Below are 16,121 nucleotides of genomic sequence, written 5' to 3'. Positions count from 1 at the left end.
GGGACGGGTGACCATCCGACGATTCGCTCGTTCTGCTGAACGTGACTGCGCCGGACACCGCCACCCGCCCCCCGTCTCCCGTGCCGCCTCCGGACGTCGAGCTGGCCGAGGCCGCCATCGTCGAGCACTACCCGCGGCTGGTGCGGCTCGCCTATCTGGTGCTGCCGCCCTCCCTGGGCCGCAACCGGCGGGTGCTGACCGCCCATTCGCTGGCCCAGCGGGCGCTCCCGCGCGGGCGGCGCGGCGCGGGTGCGGAGGCGGCCGCCGCGGCCGCCGTACAGGGCGGGGTCCCGGGCCAGCGCGGGACCGCGGGCGCCGACTCGGGGTACGCGTACGTACGGCTGAGGGTGCTGCGCGCCGCCCTGGAGGCCGGGATCCCGCTCACGTTCAAGGCGCTGCCCCGGCGGGCCCAACTGCCTCCGCTGCTGCCCCAGGTGTGGGGGCTGCGGCTGTTCCCGCGCTCCGGCGGGGCCGAGGAGCTGGCCCTGGACCAGTGGCTGGCCACCCTCGACGGCCCCGGCCGGGCGGCCTGCGTCCTGCGCGCGCTGGAGCGGCTGCCGGAGCCGGAGGTGCTGCGGGTGCTCACGGAGGCCGGGGTCGCGAACCCGGCCTCCGCGGTCGCGGAGTCGGGCGATCCGGCCAACGACGCCCTGTTCGCCTCCCCGGAGTTCGATCCGTGCGTGCTCCAGGCGCGCCCCACCGACCTGCTGCGCCGGCGCCGTTTCGCGCGGGCCGCCCTGGCCGCCGCGGCCGCCCTCGCCGTGTGCGGGGCGCTGCTCGCGCTGCCCGGCGGCGGCTGGGGCGCGGACGGGGCCGCCGCCCCGCCGTACGCGCTCAACGCGGCGGCGGAGCAGGCCCTGGACCCGGGCAAGGTGGTCCGGGTCGCGCCCACCGCCTGGCGCACGTCCTCCCGTACGGGCTTCTCCACCTGGCCGGCCCGCGGCGACCGCACCGACGACGCCGAACTGCTGCGCCGGGCGCTGGCCGTGTGGGCCCGGCCGGGCTCGACCGTCGTCGCCTCGGCCACGCCCGGCACCCCTCCCGGGCCGCCGATGGGCCCGCCGCAGCTGCTGTTCGCGGGCACCGTCGACCAGGCGGTCGTGGTCCTGCTGTACGACGGCCTGCGCGTGGTCCGGTACGCCGAGCCCCGCACCGGGACCTCGGTCGCCGCCCTCGACTTCGCCCGGACCGACGCCGCCTCGGCGGAGTCCGCGACCGCGCTGGTGCTGAGCCGGGTCGACGGCAACGTCCGCTACCTGACGGCTCCGTGGGTCACCGGGGTGGGGCTGCGGGACCTGCTCAAGCCCGGTGACGCCCCGGCGGCGCTGAAGCTGGGCCGGGACGGGGTCACCCCGCCGGTGGCGAGTCCGGCCCCGGCGGGCAACTGCACCGGCTGGAACGCCCTGGCCCTGACCGGCGGCGGCGCCACCCGGCTGGTCACCGACCTGGGCGAGGTGACGGCGGCCCGGCTGACCTCGGGCGCCCCGGACGCGGAGCGCGACGTGACGGAGGGGGCGGAGCTCGGCGACTGGTCGCGGATCGCGTGCCTGCTGCCGTCGGTCCGCTCGCACGGCGTCCGCAGCGTCAACGCGTGGACGTACGCGAAGCAGCCGCTGCCCGAGGGCGGCGGCACGGCGACCTGGCTGTGCACCCGGGCGGAGACCTGGACGGGTACGGAGGACCGGGTGCAGGCGCAGTTCCTGGCCCCGGGCGCCCCACTGGCGGCGCAGGCGGCGAAGGCGGAGGGCTCGCCGGCGTGCGGGGCACGGGAGCCGCGGGTGCTGGCCGGCGTGCTGTGGAAGTCGAAGGCGGGCCAGTGGTACGTGCTGGCGGCGGGCAGTGCGCAGTTCGCGTCGCTGTCGGTGTCGGGCGGCGGGGTGAGCGGTTCGGCGAACGGCAACCGGCTGGCGGTGAAGGCACCGGCGGGCGCCCAGGTGGAGCTGGCGGGCAAGCTGACGGACGGCACGAAGGCGGGGGTGCTCCGCTAGACCGTCGACGACGTGGGTGAACATTCAACCGTCACGGCCTCAACCATCAAGACGTGTCCGGGAGTTGGCGGGATCCGGACATGACGGCCACGCGGCACACATGACATGATCGGGTTCCGGTTACCACTCGGTAACCGCCCAACACCCCCTCATGTACCGAAGGTTCCCCCACGTGCGCATGCTCGCCCGACGGCTCCTGCTCCCCGGCCTGACCACCCTCGCGCTCACCGCCACCGGCTGCTCCTCCACCCCGCACACCGGCGCCGCGGACGCGGCCGCCCCCGCCTCCCTCGCACCCGCCGGCGACGGCACGTCGCAACAGCTCGACGTGGCCGCGGCGCCGCAGGGCACTCCGACGCCGGCGGCCGTGGCCCGCGCCGGCGGGAAGGGGAGGACGGAGCAGTCCTCGCTCAAGGTCGCCTCGTACGACCAGGCGAGCGGACGGGCCGTCATAGCCAAGGCCCCGCAGGGGCCCGCGCCCAAGCCCACGAAGTCCGCCTCCACCGCCCCTTCCTCTTCGCCCTCCCCGACGGCCGACAAGCCGGTCGCCGTGGGCGACGTCATCGCCAGCGCACCGGCGCCCGGCGCCCCCAACGGCCTGCTGGCCAAGGTCACCGAGGTCATCGGGAAGACCGACCGCGGCACCGAGGTCAAGACCGCCTCCACGACGCTGGCCTCCGTACTCAACGAGGACAAGGCGGACGGCAAGGTCCCCGTCGACCCGTCGTCGGTCACCGTCGAGCCCCTGATGAAGGGCGTCACGTTCTCCTGGGCCAAGAGCGGGGGCGTGAAGTTCGGCCCCGAGGGCGCGAAGCTGCCGCTCGGCAACCTGCGGCTCGACGTGAACGCCGCCGTCGACACCGCCCCGGACGCCCCCGCCTCGGCCGGCGCCTCGGTCTCCGGGTTCGTCCAGCTCGCCCCGCAGGTGGAGTTCTCGTACGACGGCGCCCCGGGCGCCGGCTCCGGCCCGCGCGGCGCCTTCCTCGGCATGAGCGGCGACTGGTCCTCGCAGTGGAAGCTCCAGGGCCGCGCCGCCGCGAGCACCGGCGCGCCCAAGCGGATCCCGTTCGCCAAGCTGCACAGCGCCCCGGTCATCCAGGTCGGCCCGGTGCCGGTCGTCGTCAACCTCGACATGACCTGCTACGTCCAGGTGGAGGCCGACGGCCGCGTCACCCTCGACGTCCAGCAGGACGTCAAGGGCGACTTCAAGGTCGGCGGCACCTACGCCCTGGGCAAGGGCTGGACGCCGGTCAGCCAGTCCAACGTCAAGAGCACCCCGGTCACGGCGACCGTCACCGCCACCGGCAAGGTCAAGGGCGCGCTCGGCGCCGAGGCCTCCGTCGGCCTGTACGGGGCCGTCGGCGTCAGCGCGGACTTCGCCCCCTACCTGCGCGGCGAGGCCGACGCCAAGGCGAGCGCGTCCAGCGACGGCAAGACCTCCCTCAGCGGCTCCTGGGCCCTGTACGGCGGCTTCGACCTGAGCGGGAACCTGCACCTCCAGCTCTCCCTGTTCGGCACGCCGCTCTTCGAGCGCAAGATCCCGCTGGGCGCCCTCAACCGCGAGTGGGCGCTCGCGAGCGGGCACGCGGAGCGGTAGCCGGAGCGGGCAGGTGAGCAGGAAGGCCCCCGGGCGCGCACCACGCGCCCGGGGGCCTTCGAACTTGATGGGCCCAGAGGGGTTTTCCTCGCCCCTACCCCTCAGTACATTGACGCCATGTCTAATACGCCGCCCGCCCCCGCCCCCGTGGCGTCGGAGCACATCGAGCTCAAGGCGCGGAACGTGTCCTTCGGCTGGGAGGACACCCCGCTCCACTGGCTGCCCGGCGACCCGTTCGCCACGCACACCATCAACGTGCTGCACCTGCTGCTGCCCGCGGGCGAGCGCTGGTTCGTGCACGTCTACAAGCAGGTGCTCCCGTACATCAAGGACGAGCGGCTGCGCGCGGACGTCGTCGGGTTCATCGGCCAGGAGGCCATGCACGCCGCCGCCCACGACGACGTGCTCCCGCACCTGAAGCGGCTGGGCCTGGACCCGACGCCCTACACGGCGCAGGTGGACTGGCTCTTCGAGAAGCTGCTCGGCGACCGGACCCTGCCTCCGGGCCGGGCCCGCCACTGGTGGCTCATGGAGCGGGTCGCGCTCATCGCGGCGATCGAGCACTACACGGCGTTCCTCGGGGACTGGGTGCTCAACGCGGACGAGCTCGACCGCAGGGGCGCGGACCCCGTGATGCTGGACCTGCTGCGCTGGCACGGCGCGGAGGAGGTGGAGCACCGCTCGGTGGCCTTCGACCTCTTCATGCACGTGGACGGCGGCTACCACCGGCGGGCCCGGACCTGGGCCACCGCGTTCACGGCGCTCGTCTTCCTGTGGCAGCGGGGCGCCCGCTTCTTCATGGAGAACGACCCGGAGCTGCCCGCCGCCAAGGCCTCGCTCGGCCAGTTCTTCCGGGCGGGCCGGCAGGGGACGCTGCCCTCGGCGGGCGCGATGCTCAAGTCGATCCCGACGTACCTCTCCCGTACGTACCACCCCTCCCAAGAGGGCTCCACGGCCCAGGCCGTGGCCTACCTCGCCTCCTCCCCCGGCGCGAACGGCGGTGCCACCGCATGAGCCGCGCCCTGAGGCTGGCGGCGGTGGCGGGCGCGGCGCTGCTGGCCCGGCGCGCCCTGAAGGGACGCATCGCCCGCTCCCCGCTGTGGCCCCTGCCGGCGCTGGAGAACCCGGTCTCGGGCCGCTCCCCGCGCCGCTGGCTGCCCGCGCTCGTCGTCTCCCGTACCGAGCCTGCGGAGGGGGTGCTGCTGCTGACCCTCGCCTCCCCGGAGCTCCCGCCGTGGACCCCGGGCGCGCACGTGGACGTACAGCTCCCGTCGGGCCTGGTCCGCCAGTACAGCCTGTGCGGGGACCCGGCGGACGCGGGCCGCTACACGATCGCGATCCGGCTGATCGAGGACGGCCGCGGCGGCTCCCGCGAGGCGCACGCCCGGCTGGTGGAGGGCGCGGAACTCCCCGTACGCCCGCCCCGCAACCGCTTCGAGCTGGTGCCGTCTCCCTCGTACGCCTTCGTCGCGGGCGGGATCGGCATCACGCCGGTCCTCCCGATGCTGCGCGAGGCCACGGCGGCGGGCGCGGACTGGACCCTCCTGTACGGCGGCCGCTCGCGCTCCTCCATGCCGTTCCTCGCCGAACTGGAGGCGTACGGGCCCCGGGTGACCGTCACCGCGCAGGACGAGGCGGGCCTCCCCGACCTCACCCCGCTCGCGGCGGCGGCCCCCGGGACCCTGATCTACTGCTGCGGCCCGGACCCCCTGATGAAGGCGGTCGAGGCGGCGGCCGCCTCCCACGCCCCGGTCCACCTGGAACGCTTCACCGCGACCCCCGACACCGGAGCCTCCCGCCCCTTTACGGTCGAACTCCACCGCTCGGGCCGCACGATCGAGGTCGGGAGGGACGAGTCCACCCTGGCCGCGGTCCGCCGGGAGCTGCCCGACACCCCGTACTCCTGCGAGCAGGGCTTCTGCGGCACCTGCCAACACCGCGTCCTCGCGGGCGAGGTCGACCACCGCGACACCCTCCTCACGGACCAGGAACGCGAGGACTCGATGCTGCTCTGCGTATCCCGCGCCCAGGAGAACCACCTGGTCCTCGACCTCTGACAGGCGGCCCCGCCAGGACGCGCCCGGCGGGGCTTCCGGAGATCTTCAGCCGGCAGGAGTCACACTGTGGCGAACCACAGATCGTTGGCTGAGAAGGCCTCCGGATCCAGCTCCCCGAATTTCCCCTCCCCGCCGAACACCCGCGCAAGCACGGCGACATCACACCGCATGACCGGAGCGTCGAAGGATGGAACGGCGATCACCGATACGCCCGGAGTCCGGACCTTCAGATGTCCGACAACGCGTTCGCCGGCAACGACCAGCCGCAACGCTGTGGACACCATTGCCACGCGAGAGTCCTGAACCAGGACACTCATCCATTCCTCGTCAGCTTCGCCGTCCCAGTCGACGACCCCTCCGAGCGATCGGGCCAGATCGTCGGCAATCTCGACTGCGACCTCTTCGCGCCAAGTGACCGGCGGATCACCCAACCGCGCCAGCGCACCCGAAACATCAGTCACGGCGCACCTCCGGGACTCCCATGAACAGCACCTCCGGCATTCCGGATCAGGAGCTCGCCGTCGGCGTCATGGACGTAGTCCGTCGCGGACGTGCCTTCGGTCAGCTTGTTGAGACGTCCCTCCGGACCCCAGGCAAGGGTCTGTGTCGTGGGGCTGCCCGGCTTCTCCACCCGGGTCGTGGTGTTGCCCGTCGCGTCGTACGTGTACTGGGCTGCCAGTCCGGAGCAGGATCCGCCCGTCGTCGTCGCCGCGAGACGGTGCGGGCGGGACCCGTCGTAGCAGTACGTCCGCGTGGTCGGAGCCCCCGTGCGGTTCTTCTCCGTGGCCCGCTGACCGGACGCCGTGTACGTGTAGCTGTCCCAGTACGGCGCCGCCCCGTCCAGGTTGGCGACCGTACGGCCGGACGTCGAGCAGTCGGCGGTCTTCGGGGTCCAGGCCTCGGTGATCCGGCCGGGGCCGTCGTACGCGAAGCACTGTTTGTCGGCCTTGGCGAGACCGCTCTGCGGGGCCGCATCGAAAATCGACAGGACGTTGCCGGCCTGGTCGTAGTCGTACGTCAGTTCTTGCAGCATGCCCGCGTGCGTCTGGTCGTTGACCGTGGACTTCCGCAGGCGGCGCGTGCCCTCCTCATAGGTGTTGCCGATGAAGGTCTTCTTCACTCCGGCGCCCCCCGGAGCGGGCGAGCGTCAGCTGCTGGACGCATCGAGTGCCGGCCGTGGGCGATGGTCGCGAGGGCGGTCTGCTCGCCGCCGCCGGAAAAGCGCACTTCGGCGACCGCCGCCTTCGGTCCGATGGTGCCGTCGGGACGGCTCTCCAGGGTCGCATCGGGGGTGACCCAGCTGCCTCCCCGGGCTTTGACGCGCACAGGCACGGCAGACTGGTCGAGGCGTAAGGACGTGCCGTCCGGATTTGCGTATGTGGTGGTGAATTCAGTGCGCTCACCGAGCACCTCGACCGGTTTTCCGGATGTGGCCGCAGCCTTGAGCGCCTTCTGTGTCTCTGTGGCCGCCGGCGCAGCGGTTGTGGCCGCAGCGGCTGCTGGTACGTATGCGGGCGCGACACCGGCCATGAGCAGCGCGCCGAGCGCGACAGTCATGGCACGGCGGAATCGCCCGCCTCTGAGTGCAGACATGGTCCCCATCCCCGATGACACGGGGCCTCCCCAGACCCCGGGCGATGACACGATCACGCGGACATCGCGGCTGCGAATGTACGGGAGCGAACAACTGCCCTACAAGACCGGTGAGTTGGCGCATCCGTTGATGACCTGAAACCACCCTGCACAAAACACCCGACAGTCCGGCATCACCGGCTGTCCGCGGCTGTCACGGCCGCCGGGACGCCTGGTGGGAGGGGGCGCAGTAGGGTGTGGCGCATGACTACCGGGACGCGGCGCAGGATGGGTGTCGAGGAGCGGCGGCAGCAGCTGATCGGGGTGGCCCTGGAGCTGTTCAGCCTCAGGTCTCCCGACGACGTGTCGATCGACGAGATCGCGGCGGCCGCGGGGATATCGCGGCCGCTCGTCTACCACTACTTCCCCGGCAAGCTGAGCCTGTACGAGGCCGCTCTGCGGCGGGCCGCCGACGAGCTCGCGCAGCGCTTCGTGGAGCCCCGGGAGGGGCCGCTCGGGGCGCGGCTGCTGCGCGTCATGGGCCGGTTCTTCGCGTTCGTCGACGACCACGGGCCCGGTTTCTCGGCGCTGATGCGCGGCGGCCCGGCCGTCGGGAGCAACCGGACCAACGCGATGATCGACGAGGTCCGGCAGGCCGCGTACGAGCAGATCGTGACGCACATCGGCATCGAGAACCCGCCCGCGCGCCTGGAACTCGTGGTGCGGTCCTGGGTGTCGCTGGCGGAGTCCACCGCGCTGATCTGGCTGGAGGGGCGGAAGATCCCGCGGGCCGAGCTGGAGCTGCAGCTCGTGCACGACTTCGCCGCGCTGGCCGCCGTATCGGCCGCGTACGACGCGGAGATGGCCGCCGTCCTCGGCCGGATCCTTCGCGACGAGCCGGCCGACGGGCCGTTCGGGGAGCTCGTCGGGCGGCTCGTGGGGCTGGTGCCCCCGACGGTGGAGGCCGCCGTTCCCGCTCCCCGGTGATCATCCGCGTGATAATGCGCCCGTGATCATTAATGACGGGATCCTGTTCCGGCGTGCCGTGGAGAAGGACGCCGCCACGCTGGTGGCCCTGTACGACCAGGCCGCCCGGTGGATGCGCAAGCACGGGATCGATCAGTGGAAGCCCGGGGACAAGGACGCCGCGCACTTCCTGGCGAAGATGCGCGACGGCGAGGTGTGGCTCGCCGGGGACGCCGACGGGCTGATCATCGGGGCGTACGAGCTGTGGTGGTCAGACGAGGACGCCTGGGGCGTGCAGCCGCCGGTCGCCGGCTACGTGCACCGGCTGATGGTGGACCGCGAAACCGCGCCCGCGGGGGCCGGACGGCGGATACTCGAACACGCCGAGCGCCGGATCGCCGGTACCGGATTGCCGCGGGCGCGGCTGGACTGCGTCTCCACCAACCCCCGGCTGCTCGCGTACTACCGGGCCGCGAGCTACCGGGTGGTCGGGGAGTTCCCCCACAAGGAGGGCAAGGACGGGAAGGTGTACGGGGTGATCCTGCTCGAGAAGCGGCTCGATCAGCTCACCGTCGTGTCAGGTTCCGGGTGAAGACCGCGACCGTGCGCGGCGGCGTCGTGAACTCTCCCGTCTTCACGTCGTACGCGGCCTGCTTGACCGCGGGGTCGGAGCCGGCCGCCTGGGCCGGGTGCAGGGCGTAGGCGGTGCCCGCGAGGGCCGGGACGCGCTGGGGCTGGGCGGCGGGGGTGGCGTTGAAGACGACCACCAGGTCGCCGAGTGTCATGGTGATCACCCCGGGGGTCTCGTCCTTCCCGGAGAGCGGGAAGGCCAGCGCGGCCTGGACCGCCTCGGGCGTGGTGAGGCCGAAGGCGGATTCGGTCGTACGGATGCGCAGCAGGTCGCGGTAGGCGGCCGAGGCCCCCGTGATCTCGGCGCAGCCCGGTGCCTTGGCGCCGGCCAGCAGCGGCTTCGCGTAGAGCCACTTGGAGCCGTTGTCGGCGGCCGGCGGCAGGCCGCGCCCGAAGCCGTTGCCCTCGCGGCAGTCCCAGTGGATGGCGTTGAACCAGTCGCCGCTGTCGTACGAGTTGCGGTCCAGGGACTTCGAGCGCAGCAGGTCCGTACCCGCCTGGGAGAGTGACGGGCCCTGCGAGAGGGTGCCGACGGCCATCGCCAGGACCTGCATGCGGGCCCGGTCCGCGGCCGGGGTGCCCGGCGCCAGCTTGTACGCCAGGGCGTCGGCCAGGGTCTCGTTGTCGTGGGCGTCGGCGTAGGCGAGGGCGTCGCCGGGGGCCGCCGCGTACCCGGCCGGGGAGCCGTTGTAGTCCACCTCGGCGCCCTTGGTGCGCTTGCCCGCGCTGTCGGTGAAGGCGTACGAGGCGAGGTTGCCGGACAGCCCGACCTTGATCAGGTCCTGGGCGTGCAGCAGGCGGGCCCGCTGCTGGTCCGCGGTGCCGTTCGCGGGCGAGGCGTTCGGGGCGGTGAACAGGCCGGAGGCGAAGCCCTGGACGCGCGGGTCCTCGTCGAAGGGGCCGCCGCCGCGGACCGCGTCGCGCGAGCGGTCCGAGAAGGTGGCGATGCCGGTGCCGGCCATGTTCTTCTGCGTGGCCTGGACGAAGTGGGCGTCGTCCGCGACCTCGCCGAAGTTCCAGCCCTCCCCGTACAGGATGATCTTCTTGCCGTCGACCCCGTCCTTGGCGACGGTCAGGGCGTCGAGCGCCCTGCGGACGGCGAGGATGTTCTCCTTCGGGTGGTGGCCCATCAGGTCGAAGCGGAAGCCGTCGACCTTGTACTCCTTCGCCCAGGTGACGATCGAGTCCACGACGAGCCGGCCCATCATGGCGTTCTCGGGAGCGGTGTTGGCGCAGCAGGTGGAGTTGGCGACGGAGCCGTCCGCGAGGAGCCGCTGGTAGTAGCCCGGCACGATCCGGTCGAGGACCGACTTGTCCGACTGACCCGAAGCCACCGTGTGGTTGTAGACCACGTCCATGACGGTCCGCAGACCGGCCCCGTTCAGCGACTGGACCATCCTGCGGAACTCGACGGTACGGGCCGTGCCGTTCGGGTCGCTCGCGTACGAGCCCTCCGGCACCGTGTAGTGCAGCGGGTCGTAGCCCCAGTTGTACGCGTCCTTCGCGGCCGCGGCGGCGACGCAGGCCTGCTGCTCGGGCGAGTCCGGCGCGTACGCCTTGAGGTCGCAGGCGGGTTCGGTGCGGTCGGAGGCCTTCTCCGGGATGGTGCCGATGTCGAAGGCGGGCAGGAGGTGGACGTAGGAGGTGCCGGAGGCGGCCAGCTCGCGCAGGTGCCGCATGCCCGCCGAGGCGGTGTCCGTGAAGGCCAGGTACTGGCCGGGGTGGGCGCTCGTGGGGTCCGCGACCGAGAAGTCGCGGATGTGGAGCTCCTGGATCTGGGCGGAGGTGAAGGGGACGGCCGCGGGCTTGCGCAGGGCGCGCCAGCCGGGCGGGGCCAGCTTCGGGTCGGCCAGGTCGACGGCCAGGCTGTACGTGGAGTCGGTGGTCAGGGCGGTGGAGTACGGGTCGGTGACGAGGTTGCGGACCATCCGGCCGGTGCTCGGGGCCCAGACGGTGACGTCGTAGCGGTAGGGCTTGCCGCTCCAACCGCGCTCGCCGCGCACCGACCAGACGCCGGTGGTGTCGTCACGGCGCATGGGGACGGTGCGGCCGTCGAGTTCGAGGGCGACCTGGCGGGCGGTGGGGGCCCAGACGGAGAGGGTGGGGCGGCCGTCCTTGAAGACCGGGCCGAGGGCGGCGGTGTTCGCGTACAGGTCGTCGAGCACCCCGGCGAGCTGCACGCCGGTGGCGGCCAGGACGGCGCCGTTCGCGGCGCGGGCGCTCGCCACGAGCTGGCCGCGCAGGGCCTCCCGTACGCGGTCCCGGTCGCGCGGGTCGACGGAGTAGGCGGCGTACGTGGCGAGGTGCGGGAACTTCTGCTTCTGGGCGGCGGTGAGCTCGGTCCTGGCCAGGCGCAGCCACTGCGCGCCGTCCGCGTGCAGCACGCCGTTCGCGGCGGTGATCGCGCCCTCGCGGGAGGCGAGGAGCTCCGCGGAGGCGGCCGCCGCGGGGGCGTTCCAGGCGAGGGTGGAGCGGTCGATCCAGACGGCCTCGGACTTGGTGAGGTCGAGGGCGGCGGAGGAGCCGGCGGGCTGCGGGAGGAGGTAGGGGGCCCGGCCGCCCAGCATCCAGACCTCGTGGCCGGTGGCCTTCAGGTCGAGGGACTGGTCGGTGGGCAGGTCCTTCTCGTCGCCCTTGTGGAGGATGTAGCTCAGGCTGGTCGCCCCGGCCGCGAGCGGGACCTCGTACACGGCGCCGTAGGAGTCGGTGCGGGTGGGCATCAGCGGCTTCGACCAGTCGGTCGGGGTCGCGGCGCCGGTCCAGACGTGCAGGCCCCAGCCGTCGTGGGCGCCGTCGGGGCGCTGGTAGTGGAGGACGGCCTTGGACTCGTCCTGGGGCGGCTGGGCGGGGCGGTCGGTGGTGGCCGCCTCCTTGCCCTGCTCCAGCCAGACCTCGCCGCTCTTGGTGACGTCGAGGGTCCGGTCGGTGGCCACGTCCTTGTTGCCGTCCTTGTCGATGACGAGGTAGCCGACGGAGGAGGCGCCGGGCTTGAGCTTGACGTAGGCGAAGGCGCCGTACGCGTCGCGGCCGGTGAAGTCGTGCCCGGCCGGCCAGGGGGTGGCTTCGCCGTCCGCCAGGTCGCCCCAGGCGTACAGACGCCAGTTCGCGTAGTCGCCGTCGGGGCGGCGGTAGTGGACGACCGCGTAGTCGCGCTGGGTGGCGGTGGGGACCGGGGTGGGCGGGACCTGGCCGGAGACGGACTCGGCGAGGGCGCTCGCGGTGCGGCCGCTGGAATCGACGACGACGGCCTTGTAGCGCAGGGCGGTGCCGGCGGGCGCGGTGACGTGCTGGGTGACCTTGTACGGGGCGTGGTCGGCGGAGCCGAGCACCTGCCACTTCCCGGTGCCGGTCTGGGCGGCGAAGACGACCCGGTTCAGGCCGCCTCCGGTGACGTCGGCGGAGAGCTCGACGGTGCCGGTGGCGCCGGGGGCCGGGGCCTTGAGGGTCAGGGCGGGCTTGGCGGCGGGGGCGGCGAGGGGCGCGGTGCCCTGGAGGACCACCGAGCCGAGGGCGGGGACGGTGACGGTGAGCTTGCCGGCAGCGGAGGCGCGGAGCAGGGCGCTGCCGCCGTACAGGGTGCGGTACCGGGCGCCGGCCGGGGCGTCGAGCTCGACGGTGCGGGCTGCGGCGGAGTTGTTGGCGGCGACGAGGTACTCGGTGCGGGAGCGGGTGTCGGTGCGGGCATCGGTGCGGGCATCGGTGCGGGTGTCGGTGCGGGCGAAGGCGTAGACCGACCCGTCGGCGAAACGTTCACTCTGGACGCCGTCCCGCAGCGCCGGGTGGTCCTTCGTCAGCTTCGAGAGAGCACTGATCTGCTTGTAGAGCGGGTGTCCCGGATCGTAGGCATCGCTCGCATGGGTGCGCGCCGTTCCGAGCTGGTCGTCGTCCAGGTAGTCCGCGACCCGCGTCCCGAACAGCGGCTGGCGGGCGTCCTTGTCGCCGCCCGCGCCCGTGAAGCCCTGCTCGTCGCCGGAGTAGACCACCGGGTTGCCCCGCGCGAAGAACATCAGCTCGTTCGCGAGCCGGTAGCGGTCCAGCAGCTCCTGCTCCCCCGCCCCCGGCCGGTCCTGCTTCAGGAAGCCCCCGAAGCGGCCCATGTCGTGGTTGCCGAGGAAGGTGACCTGCTCGTACGCGTTCGCCTTGTCCGTCGTGTACCGGTAGTCGTCACCCAGTACGGAGCCCAGCCGCGAGGCGGCCGCGCCCTGGGAGGCGTACGCGCGGATCGCGTCCTGGAGCGGGAAGTCGAGGGTGGCGTCGAGGCGCCCCTGCGTCACGTACGGGGAGGTGACCGCGGTGTCGGCGGAGTACACCTCGCCGAACATGAAGAAGTTCTTCCGGCCGTGCTGGGCGGCGTACTTGTCGAGGGCGGTGGCCCACTGCGTCCAGAACCCGGTGTTGACGTGCTTGACCGTGTCGATGCGGAAGCCGTCGATCGAGAAGTCCTTGACCCACTTCTCGTAGATCTTCTCCATCCCGCTGACGACCTCGGGGCGCTCGGTCCACAGGTCGTCGAGGCCGAAGAAGTCGCCCTGGTCGGAGGATTCCCCGGCGAAGGTGGAGTCGCCCCGGTTGTGGTACATCGTCGGGTCGTTGAGCCAGGCGGGAGCCTTCAGGTTCTTCTTCGCCTCGGGCACGAAGGGGGCCCGCGGGAAGGACTCGGCATCGACGCGCGGGAACTTCCCCTTCCCGTCCGCGTAGTCGGAGTCCTCGAACGGCACGCCGTCCTTCGTCAGGTAGGGGAAGGCCCCCTTGGAAAGGTAGGAGTAGGACTGCTCCCGGTAGTCGACGACGTCCGCGGTGTGGTTGGTGATGACGTCGAAGAAGACCTTCATCCCCTTCGCGTGCGCCTTGTCGATCAGCCGCTCCAGGTCGGCGTTGGTGCCGAAGTGCGGGTCGACCTGCGTGAAGTCGGTGATCCAGTAGCCGTGGTAGCCGGCGGAGACGTCGGCTCCCTTCCCCTGCACCGGCTGGTTCTTGAAGATCGGCGCCATCCAGATGGCGGTGGTGCCGAGCCCCTTGATGTAGTCGAGCCGGTCGGTCAGCCCCTTGAGGTCGCCACCCTGGTAGAAGCCCTTGTCCGTCGGGTCGAGGCCGGTCTCCAGCCGGCTTCCGGTCAGGCCGCCGGTGTCGTTGCGCGGATCGCCGTTCGCGAACCGGTCCGGGAGGACGAAGTAGAACTGCTCCCGCGTCAGGTCGTGCCGCGCGGGCTCGGCGGCCAGTTTCGCGTCCGAGGGCGGGGCGGGCGGCGCGGCGGCCGCGGCGGGGAGGGCGGGCAGGAGCGTCACGGCCAGGGCGGCGGCGATCGCTCCTGCGGCGGGGCGTATCAAGGCGGGTCTCCTTGTGTACGGGGCACGGGATGAGGGCCGCCCGGCGGATGGCGGGGTGGAAACCGGGCGGCCCTGGTCTGCGGGGTGTGGCGTGGTGCGGTGCGGTGCGGTGCGGTGCGGTGGTTCAGTTGCGCCAGGTGTCGTTCAGCACGGCCTTGCCGCTCGCCGGAACGGTCGCGGTGCGGTTGGCTCCGCTCTCCCAGGTGACGTTCCCGGCGGCGTCCTTGCGCACGTACTTGTACGAGAACGCGGTCCCGGCCGGGAGGGAGACGTCCAGCTTCCAGACGGGGTACGCCGCCGGGTCCAGCTTGAGGGCGCTCGCGGTGTTCCAGCCGCCGAGCTCGGCGCGGTCCCCGGTGACGTAGATGTCCTGTCCGACGGCGGTGGTGGCGTTGACGGCGAACGAGGCGCCCGCGGCCGCCGGCGGGGGCGTGGTCCCGCCGGCGCAGGTACGGGCGCCAACGTGCAGGGCGAGGGCCGTACCGGCCCCGAGGGTGGCGGTGAACTGCCCGCCGGAGTTCACGTTCACGGTGCGCCCGCTCTGGACGTCGCAGTAGTCGCCGGCCGGGAGCGAGCTCTGGAAGGTGCGGGTGAGGGCCGCGCTCTCGTGGTTGATCGCGACGTACGCCTTGGCCCCGCGCCCGAAGGCGATCCGGTCGGCGCCGTCGTCCCACCAGTCGGTGACGGCCTGGCCGCGGGCGGCGTTGCGGAAGGCGACCATGGAGGAGATCTCCCGCCAGGCGTGCTGGCACTTCCACCCGTCTGAGTAACAGCCGTTCACGGTGCCGCCGTTCGGCGGGCCGGCGTCCTTGTCGGTCCACTCGTACCCGGAGTGCACGTCGGGGGATCCGTACGGCCAGGCCAGCATGAAGACGCTCGCGAGGGTGTAGGCGGAGCCGTCCTTGTAGTTGAGGGTGTCGCCGCCCCGCTCGGTGTCGTGGTTGTCGACGAACACCCCGGCCTGCCCGCTCGGCATGTATCCCCAGGCCTCGCCGAAGTTCTTCAGGTAGGCGAGGTTCTCGCTCTGGAAGACGCGCTTGAGGTCGCGGGCGTAGCGGAACTCCTGCACGTCGCCGTTGCCGAGGTACTCGGAGGGCGAGACGGCTTCGCCGGCCCCGTATATCGCCTCCTGCTTCCAGTAGACGGAGGGATTCGTCAGCCGGGACTTGATGTCGGCGAGGTCGGCGGCGGGCATGTGCTTGGCGGCGTCGATCCGCAGGCCGTCGACGCCCAGCGACAGCAGGTCGTTGAGGTACCCGGCGATCCGCCCCCGCACGTGGTCCTCACCGGTGTCGAGGTCGGCGAGCTGGACGAGTTCGCAGTTCTGGACGTTGGCCCGGTCCTGGTAGTTGGAGATCGTGGCGCGGCAGTCGTCCATGTCGGAGCCCGAATAGATCCCGGGGTACCCGTACTTCGTGTACGAGGACCCCCCGGTCCCCACGCCGTCGCCGGCGGCCATGTGGTTGATGACGGAGTCGGCGACGACCTTCACCCCGGCGGCGTGGCAGGTGTCGACCATGGCCTTGAAGGCGGCGCGGTCGCCGAGCCGCCCGGCGATCTTGTAGCTGACGGGCTGGTACGAGGTCCACCACTGGGGGCCCTGGATGTGCTCCTGGGGCGGCGAGACCTGGACGTACCCGTATCCGGCGGGCCCGAGGGCATCGGTGCAGGCCTTGGCGACGGAGTCGAAGCGCCACTCGAAGAGGACGGCGGTGACGTCCTTGCTCCCGGGCGCCGCGGCGGCGGCCTGCGGTGCCGGGCCGGTGAGGGCGGCCGCGGCAAGTGCGGTGGCGGTGAAAAGAGTTGCAGCTCTGACGGCTCTGGCAGGCATGCGGGGGGCCTCCTGGCGGGAGAGGTGGGGATTGCAGCGACCGTAGGGGCCAGGTAAGAGGCCTGCAAGAGTTTGCGCAAGAGATTGCAGAATTGTTTCCGGGGCGTGTCCTGCCGTTCGGGCGGGCCGCGTAGGCCCGTTGGCACCGCCGCA

General features: G+C 72.4%; 11 protein-coding genes. 6 read left to right on the top strand and 5 right to left on the bottom strand.

Features of this window, described 5'->3' with window-relative positions; all coding sequences use genetic code 11:
- The first annotated feature begins 41 nt into the window (after positions 1-41).
- The 4 genes from ACFYXV_RS22350 (at position 42) to ACFYXV_RS22335 (ending at position 5,642) form a co-directional block, all read left to right on the top strand.
- Positions 42-1,988 carry a hypothetical protein gene (locus ACFYXV_RS22350; RefSeq protein WP_389383835.1) on the top strand — a complete coding sequence of 649 codons (1,947 nt, stop codon included), beginning with the start codon at positions 42-44 and terminating at the stop codon, positions 1,986-1,988.
- A 172-nt stretch (positions 1,989-2,160) separates the two neighbouring features.
- Entirely contained in the window at positions 2,161-3,585 is a 1,425-nt protein-coding gene (locus tag ACFYXV_RS22345; protein WP_389383834.1) for a hypothetical protein, read from the top strand.
- Positions 3,586-3,702: 117 nt separating this feature from the next.
- Positions 3,703-4,599 carry a metal-dependent hydrolase gene (locus ACFYXV_RS22340; protein WP_383345326.1) on the top strand — a complete coding sequence of 299 codons (897 nt, stop codon included), beginning with the start codon at positions 3,703-3,705 and terminating at the stop codon, positions 4,597-4,599.
- Positions 4,596-5,642, top strand: coding sequence for a PDR/VanB family oxidoreductase (locus ACFYXV_RS22335; RefSeq protein WP_389383833.1), 1,047 nt, complete (start codon positions 4,596-4,598; stop codon positions 5,640-5,642). Before ACFYXV_RS22340 ends, ACFYXV_RS22335 begins: the two co-directional genes overlap by 4 nt.
- 59 nt (positions 5,643-5,701) lie before the next feature.
- Here the strand turns inward: ACFYXV_RS22335 and ACFYXV_RS22330 are convergent, their stop codons facing one another.
- The 3 genes from ACFYXV_RS22330 to ACFYXV_RS22320 are packed head-to-tail and all read right to left on the bottom strand — an operon-like array spanning position 5,702 to position 7,199.
- Complete coding sequence (locus ACFYXV_RS22330) at positions 5,702-6,103, bottom strand: hypothetical protein (RefSeq protein ID WP_389383832.1); 402 nt, start codon at positions 6,101-6,103, stop codon at positions 5,702-5,704.
- Positions 6,100-6,762 (bottom strand): hypothetical protein, encoded by a 663-nt coding sequence (locus ACFYXV_RS22325; protein WP_389383831.1) that lies wholly within the window; start codon positions 6,760-6,762, stop codon positions 6,100-6,102. Before ACFYXV_RS22325 ends, ACFYXV_RS22330 begins: the two co-directional genes overlap by 4 nt.
- Positions 6,759-7,199, bottom strand: a complete 441-nt coding sequence (locus ACFYXV_RS22320; protein ID WP_389383830.1) for a hypothetical protein — start codon at positions 7,197-7,199, stop codon at positions 6,759-6,761. Before ACFYXV_RS22320 ends, ACFYXV_RS22325 begins: the two co-directional genes overlap by 4 nt.
- A gap of 279 nt (positions 7,200-7,478) precedes the next feature.
- On the opposite strand from ACFYXV_RS22320, the gene ACFYXV_RS22315 reads away from it, so the two are divergent.
- Both ACFYXV_RS22315 and ACFYXV_RS22310 read left to right on the top strand, forming a co-directional pair.
- Positions 7,479-8,201, top strand: coding sequence for a TetR/AcrR family transcriptional regulator (locus ACFYXV_RS22315; RefSeq protein WP_385474749.1), 723 nt, complete (start codon positions 7,479-7,481; stop codon positions 8,199-8,201).
- A 22-nt stretch (positions 8,202-8,223) separates the two neighbouring features.
- Positions 8,224-8,772 carry a GNAT family N-acetyltransferase gene (locus ACFYXV_RS22310; protein ID WP_389383829.1) on the top strand — a complete coding sequence of 183 codons (549 nt, stop codon included), beginning with the start codon at positions 8,224-8,226 and terminating at the stop codon, positions 8,770-8,772.
- On the opposite strand, the gene pulA is transcribed toward ACFYXV_RS22310, so the two are convergent.
- Entirely contained in the window at positions 8,747-14,137 is a 5,391-nt protein-coding gene (gene pulA, locus ACFYXV_RS22305) for a pullulanase-type alpha-1,6-glucosidase (RefSeq protein ID WP_389383828.1), read from the bottom strand. The genes ACFYXV_RS22310 and pulA overlap by 26 nt on opposite strands.
- 124 nt (positions 14,138-14,261) lie before the next feature.
- Complete coding sequence (locus tag ACFYXV_RS22300) at positions 14,262-15,968, bottom strand: carbohydrate-binding module family 20 domain-containing protein (RefSeq protein WP_389383827.1); 1,707 nt, start codon at positions 15,966-15,968, stop codon at positions 14,262-14,264.
- Positions 15,969-16,121 lie beyond the last annotated feature (153 nt).

The organism is Streptomyces sp. NPDC002181 (assembly GCF_042890485.1).
GTDB lineage: Bacteria > Actinomycetota > Actinomycetes > Streptomycetales > Streptomycetaceae > Streptomyces.
Note: the sequence above shows the minus strand (reverse complement) of the source record. Positions and strands in the feature narration are given on the sequence as shown.

What these genes read in the sequence shown, in the direction of transcription:
- ACFYXV_RS22340 (WP_383345326.1), top strand. Translation starts at nt 3,703, where the DNA reads ATGTCTAATACGCCGCCCGCCCCCGCCCCCGTGGCGTCGGAGCACATC.
- ACFYXV_RS22335 (WP_389383833.1), top strand. Translation starts at nt 4,596, where the DNA reads ATGAGCCGCGCCCTGAGGCTGGCGGCGGTGGCGGGCGCGGCGCTGCTG.
- ACFYXV_RS22320 (WP_389383830.1), bottom strand. Translation starts at nt 7,199, where the DNA reads ATGACTGTCGCGCTCGGCGCGCTGCTCATGGCCGGTGTCGCGCCCGCA.
- ACFYXV_RS22315 (WP_385474749.1), top strand. Translation starts at nt 7,479, where the DNA reads ATGACTACCGGGACGCGGCGCAGGATGGGTGTCGAGGAGCGGCGGCAG.
- ACFYXV_RS22300 (WP_389383827.1), bottom strand. Translation starts at nt 15,968, where the DNA reads ATGCCTGCCAGAGCCGTCAGAGCTGCAACTCTTTTCACCGCCACCGCA.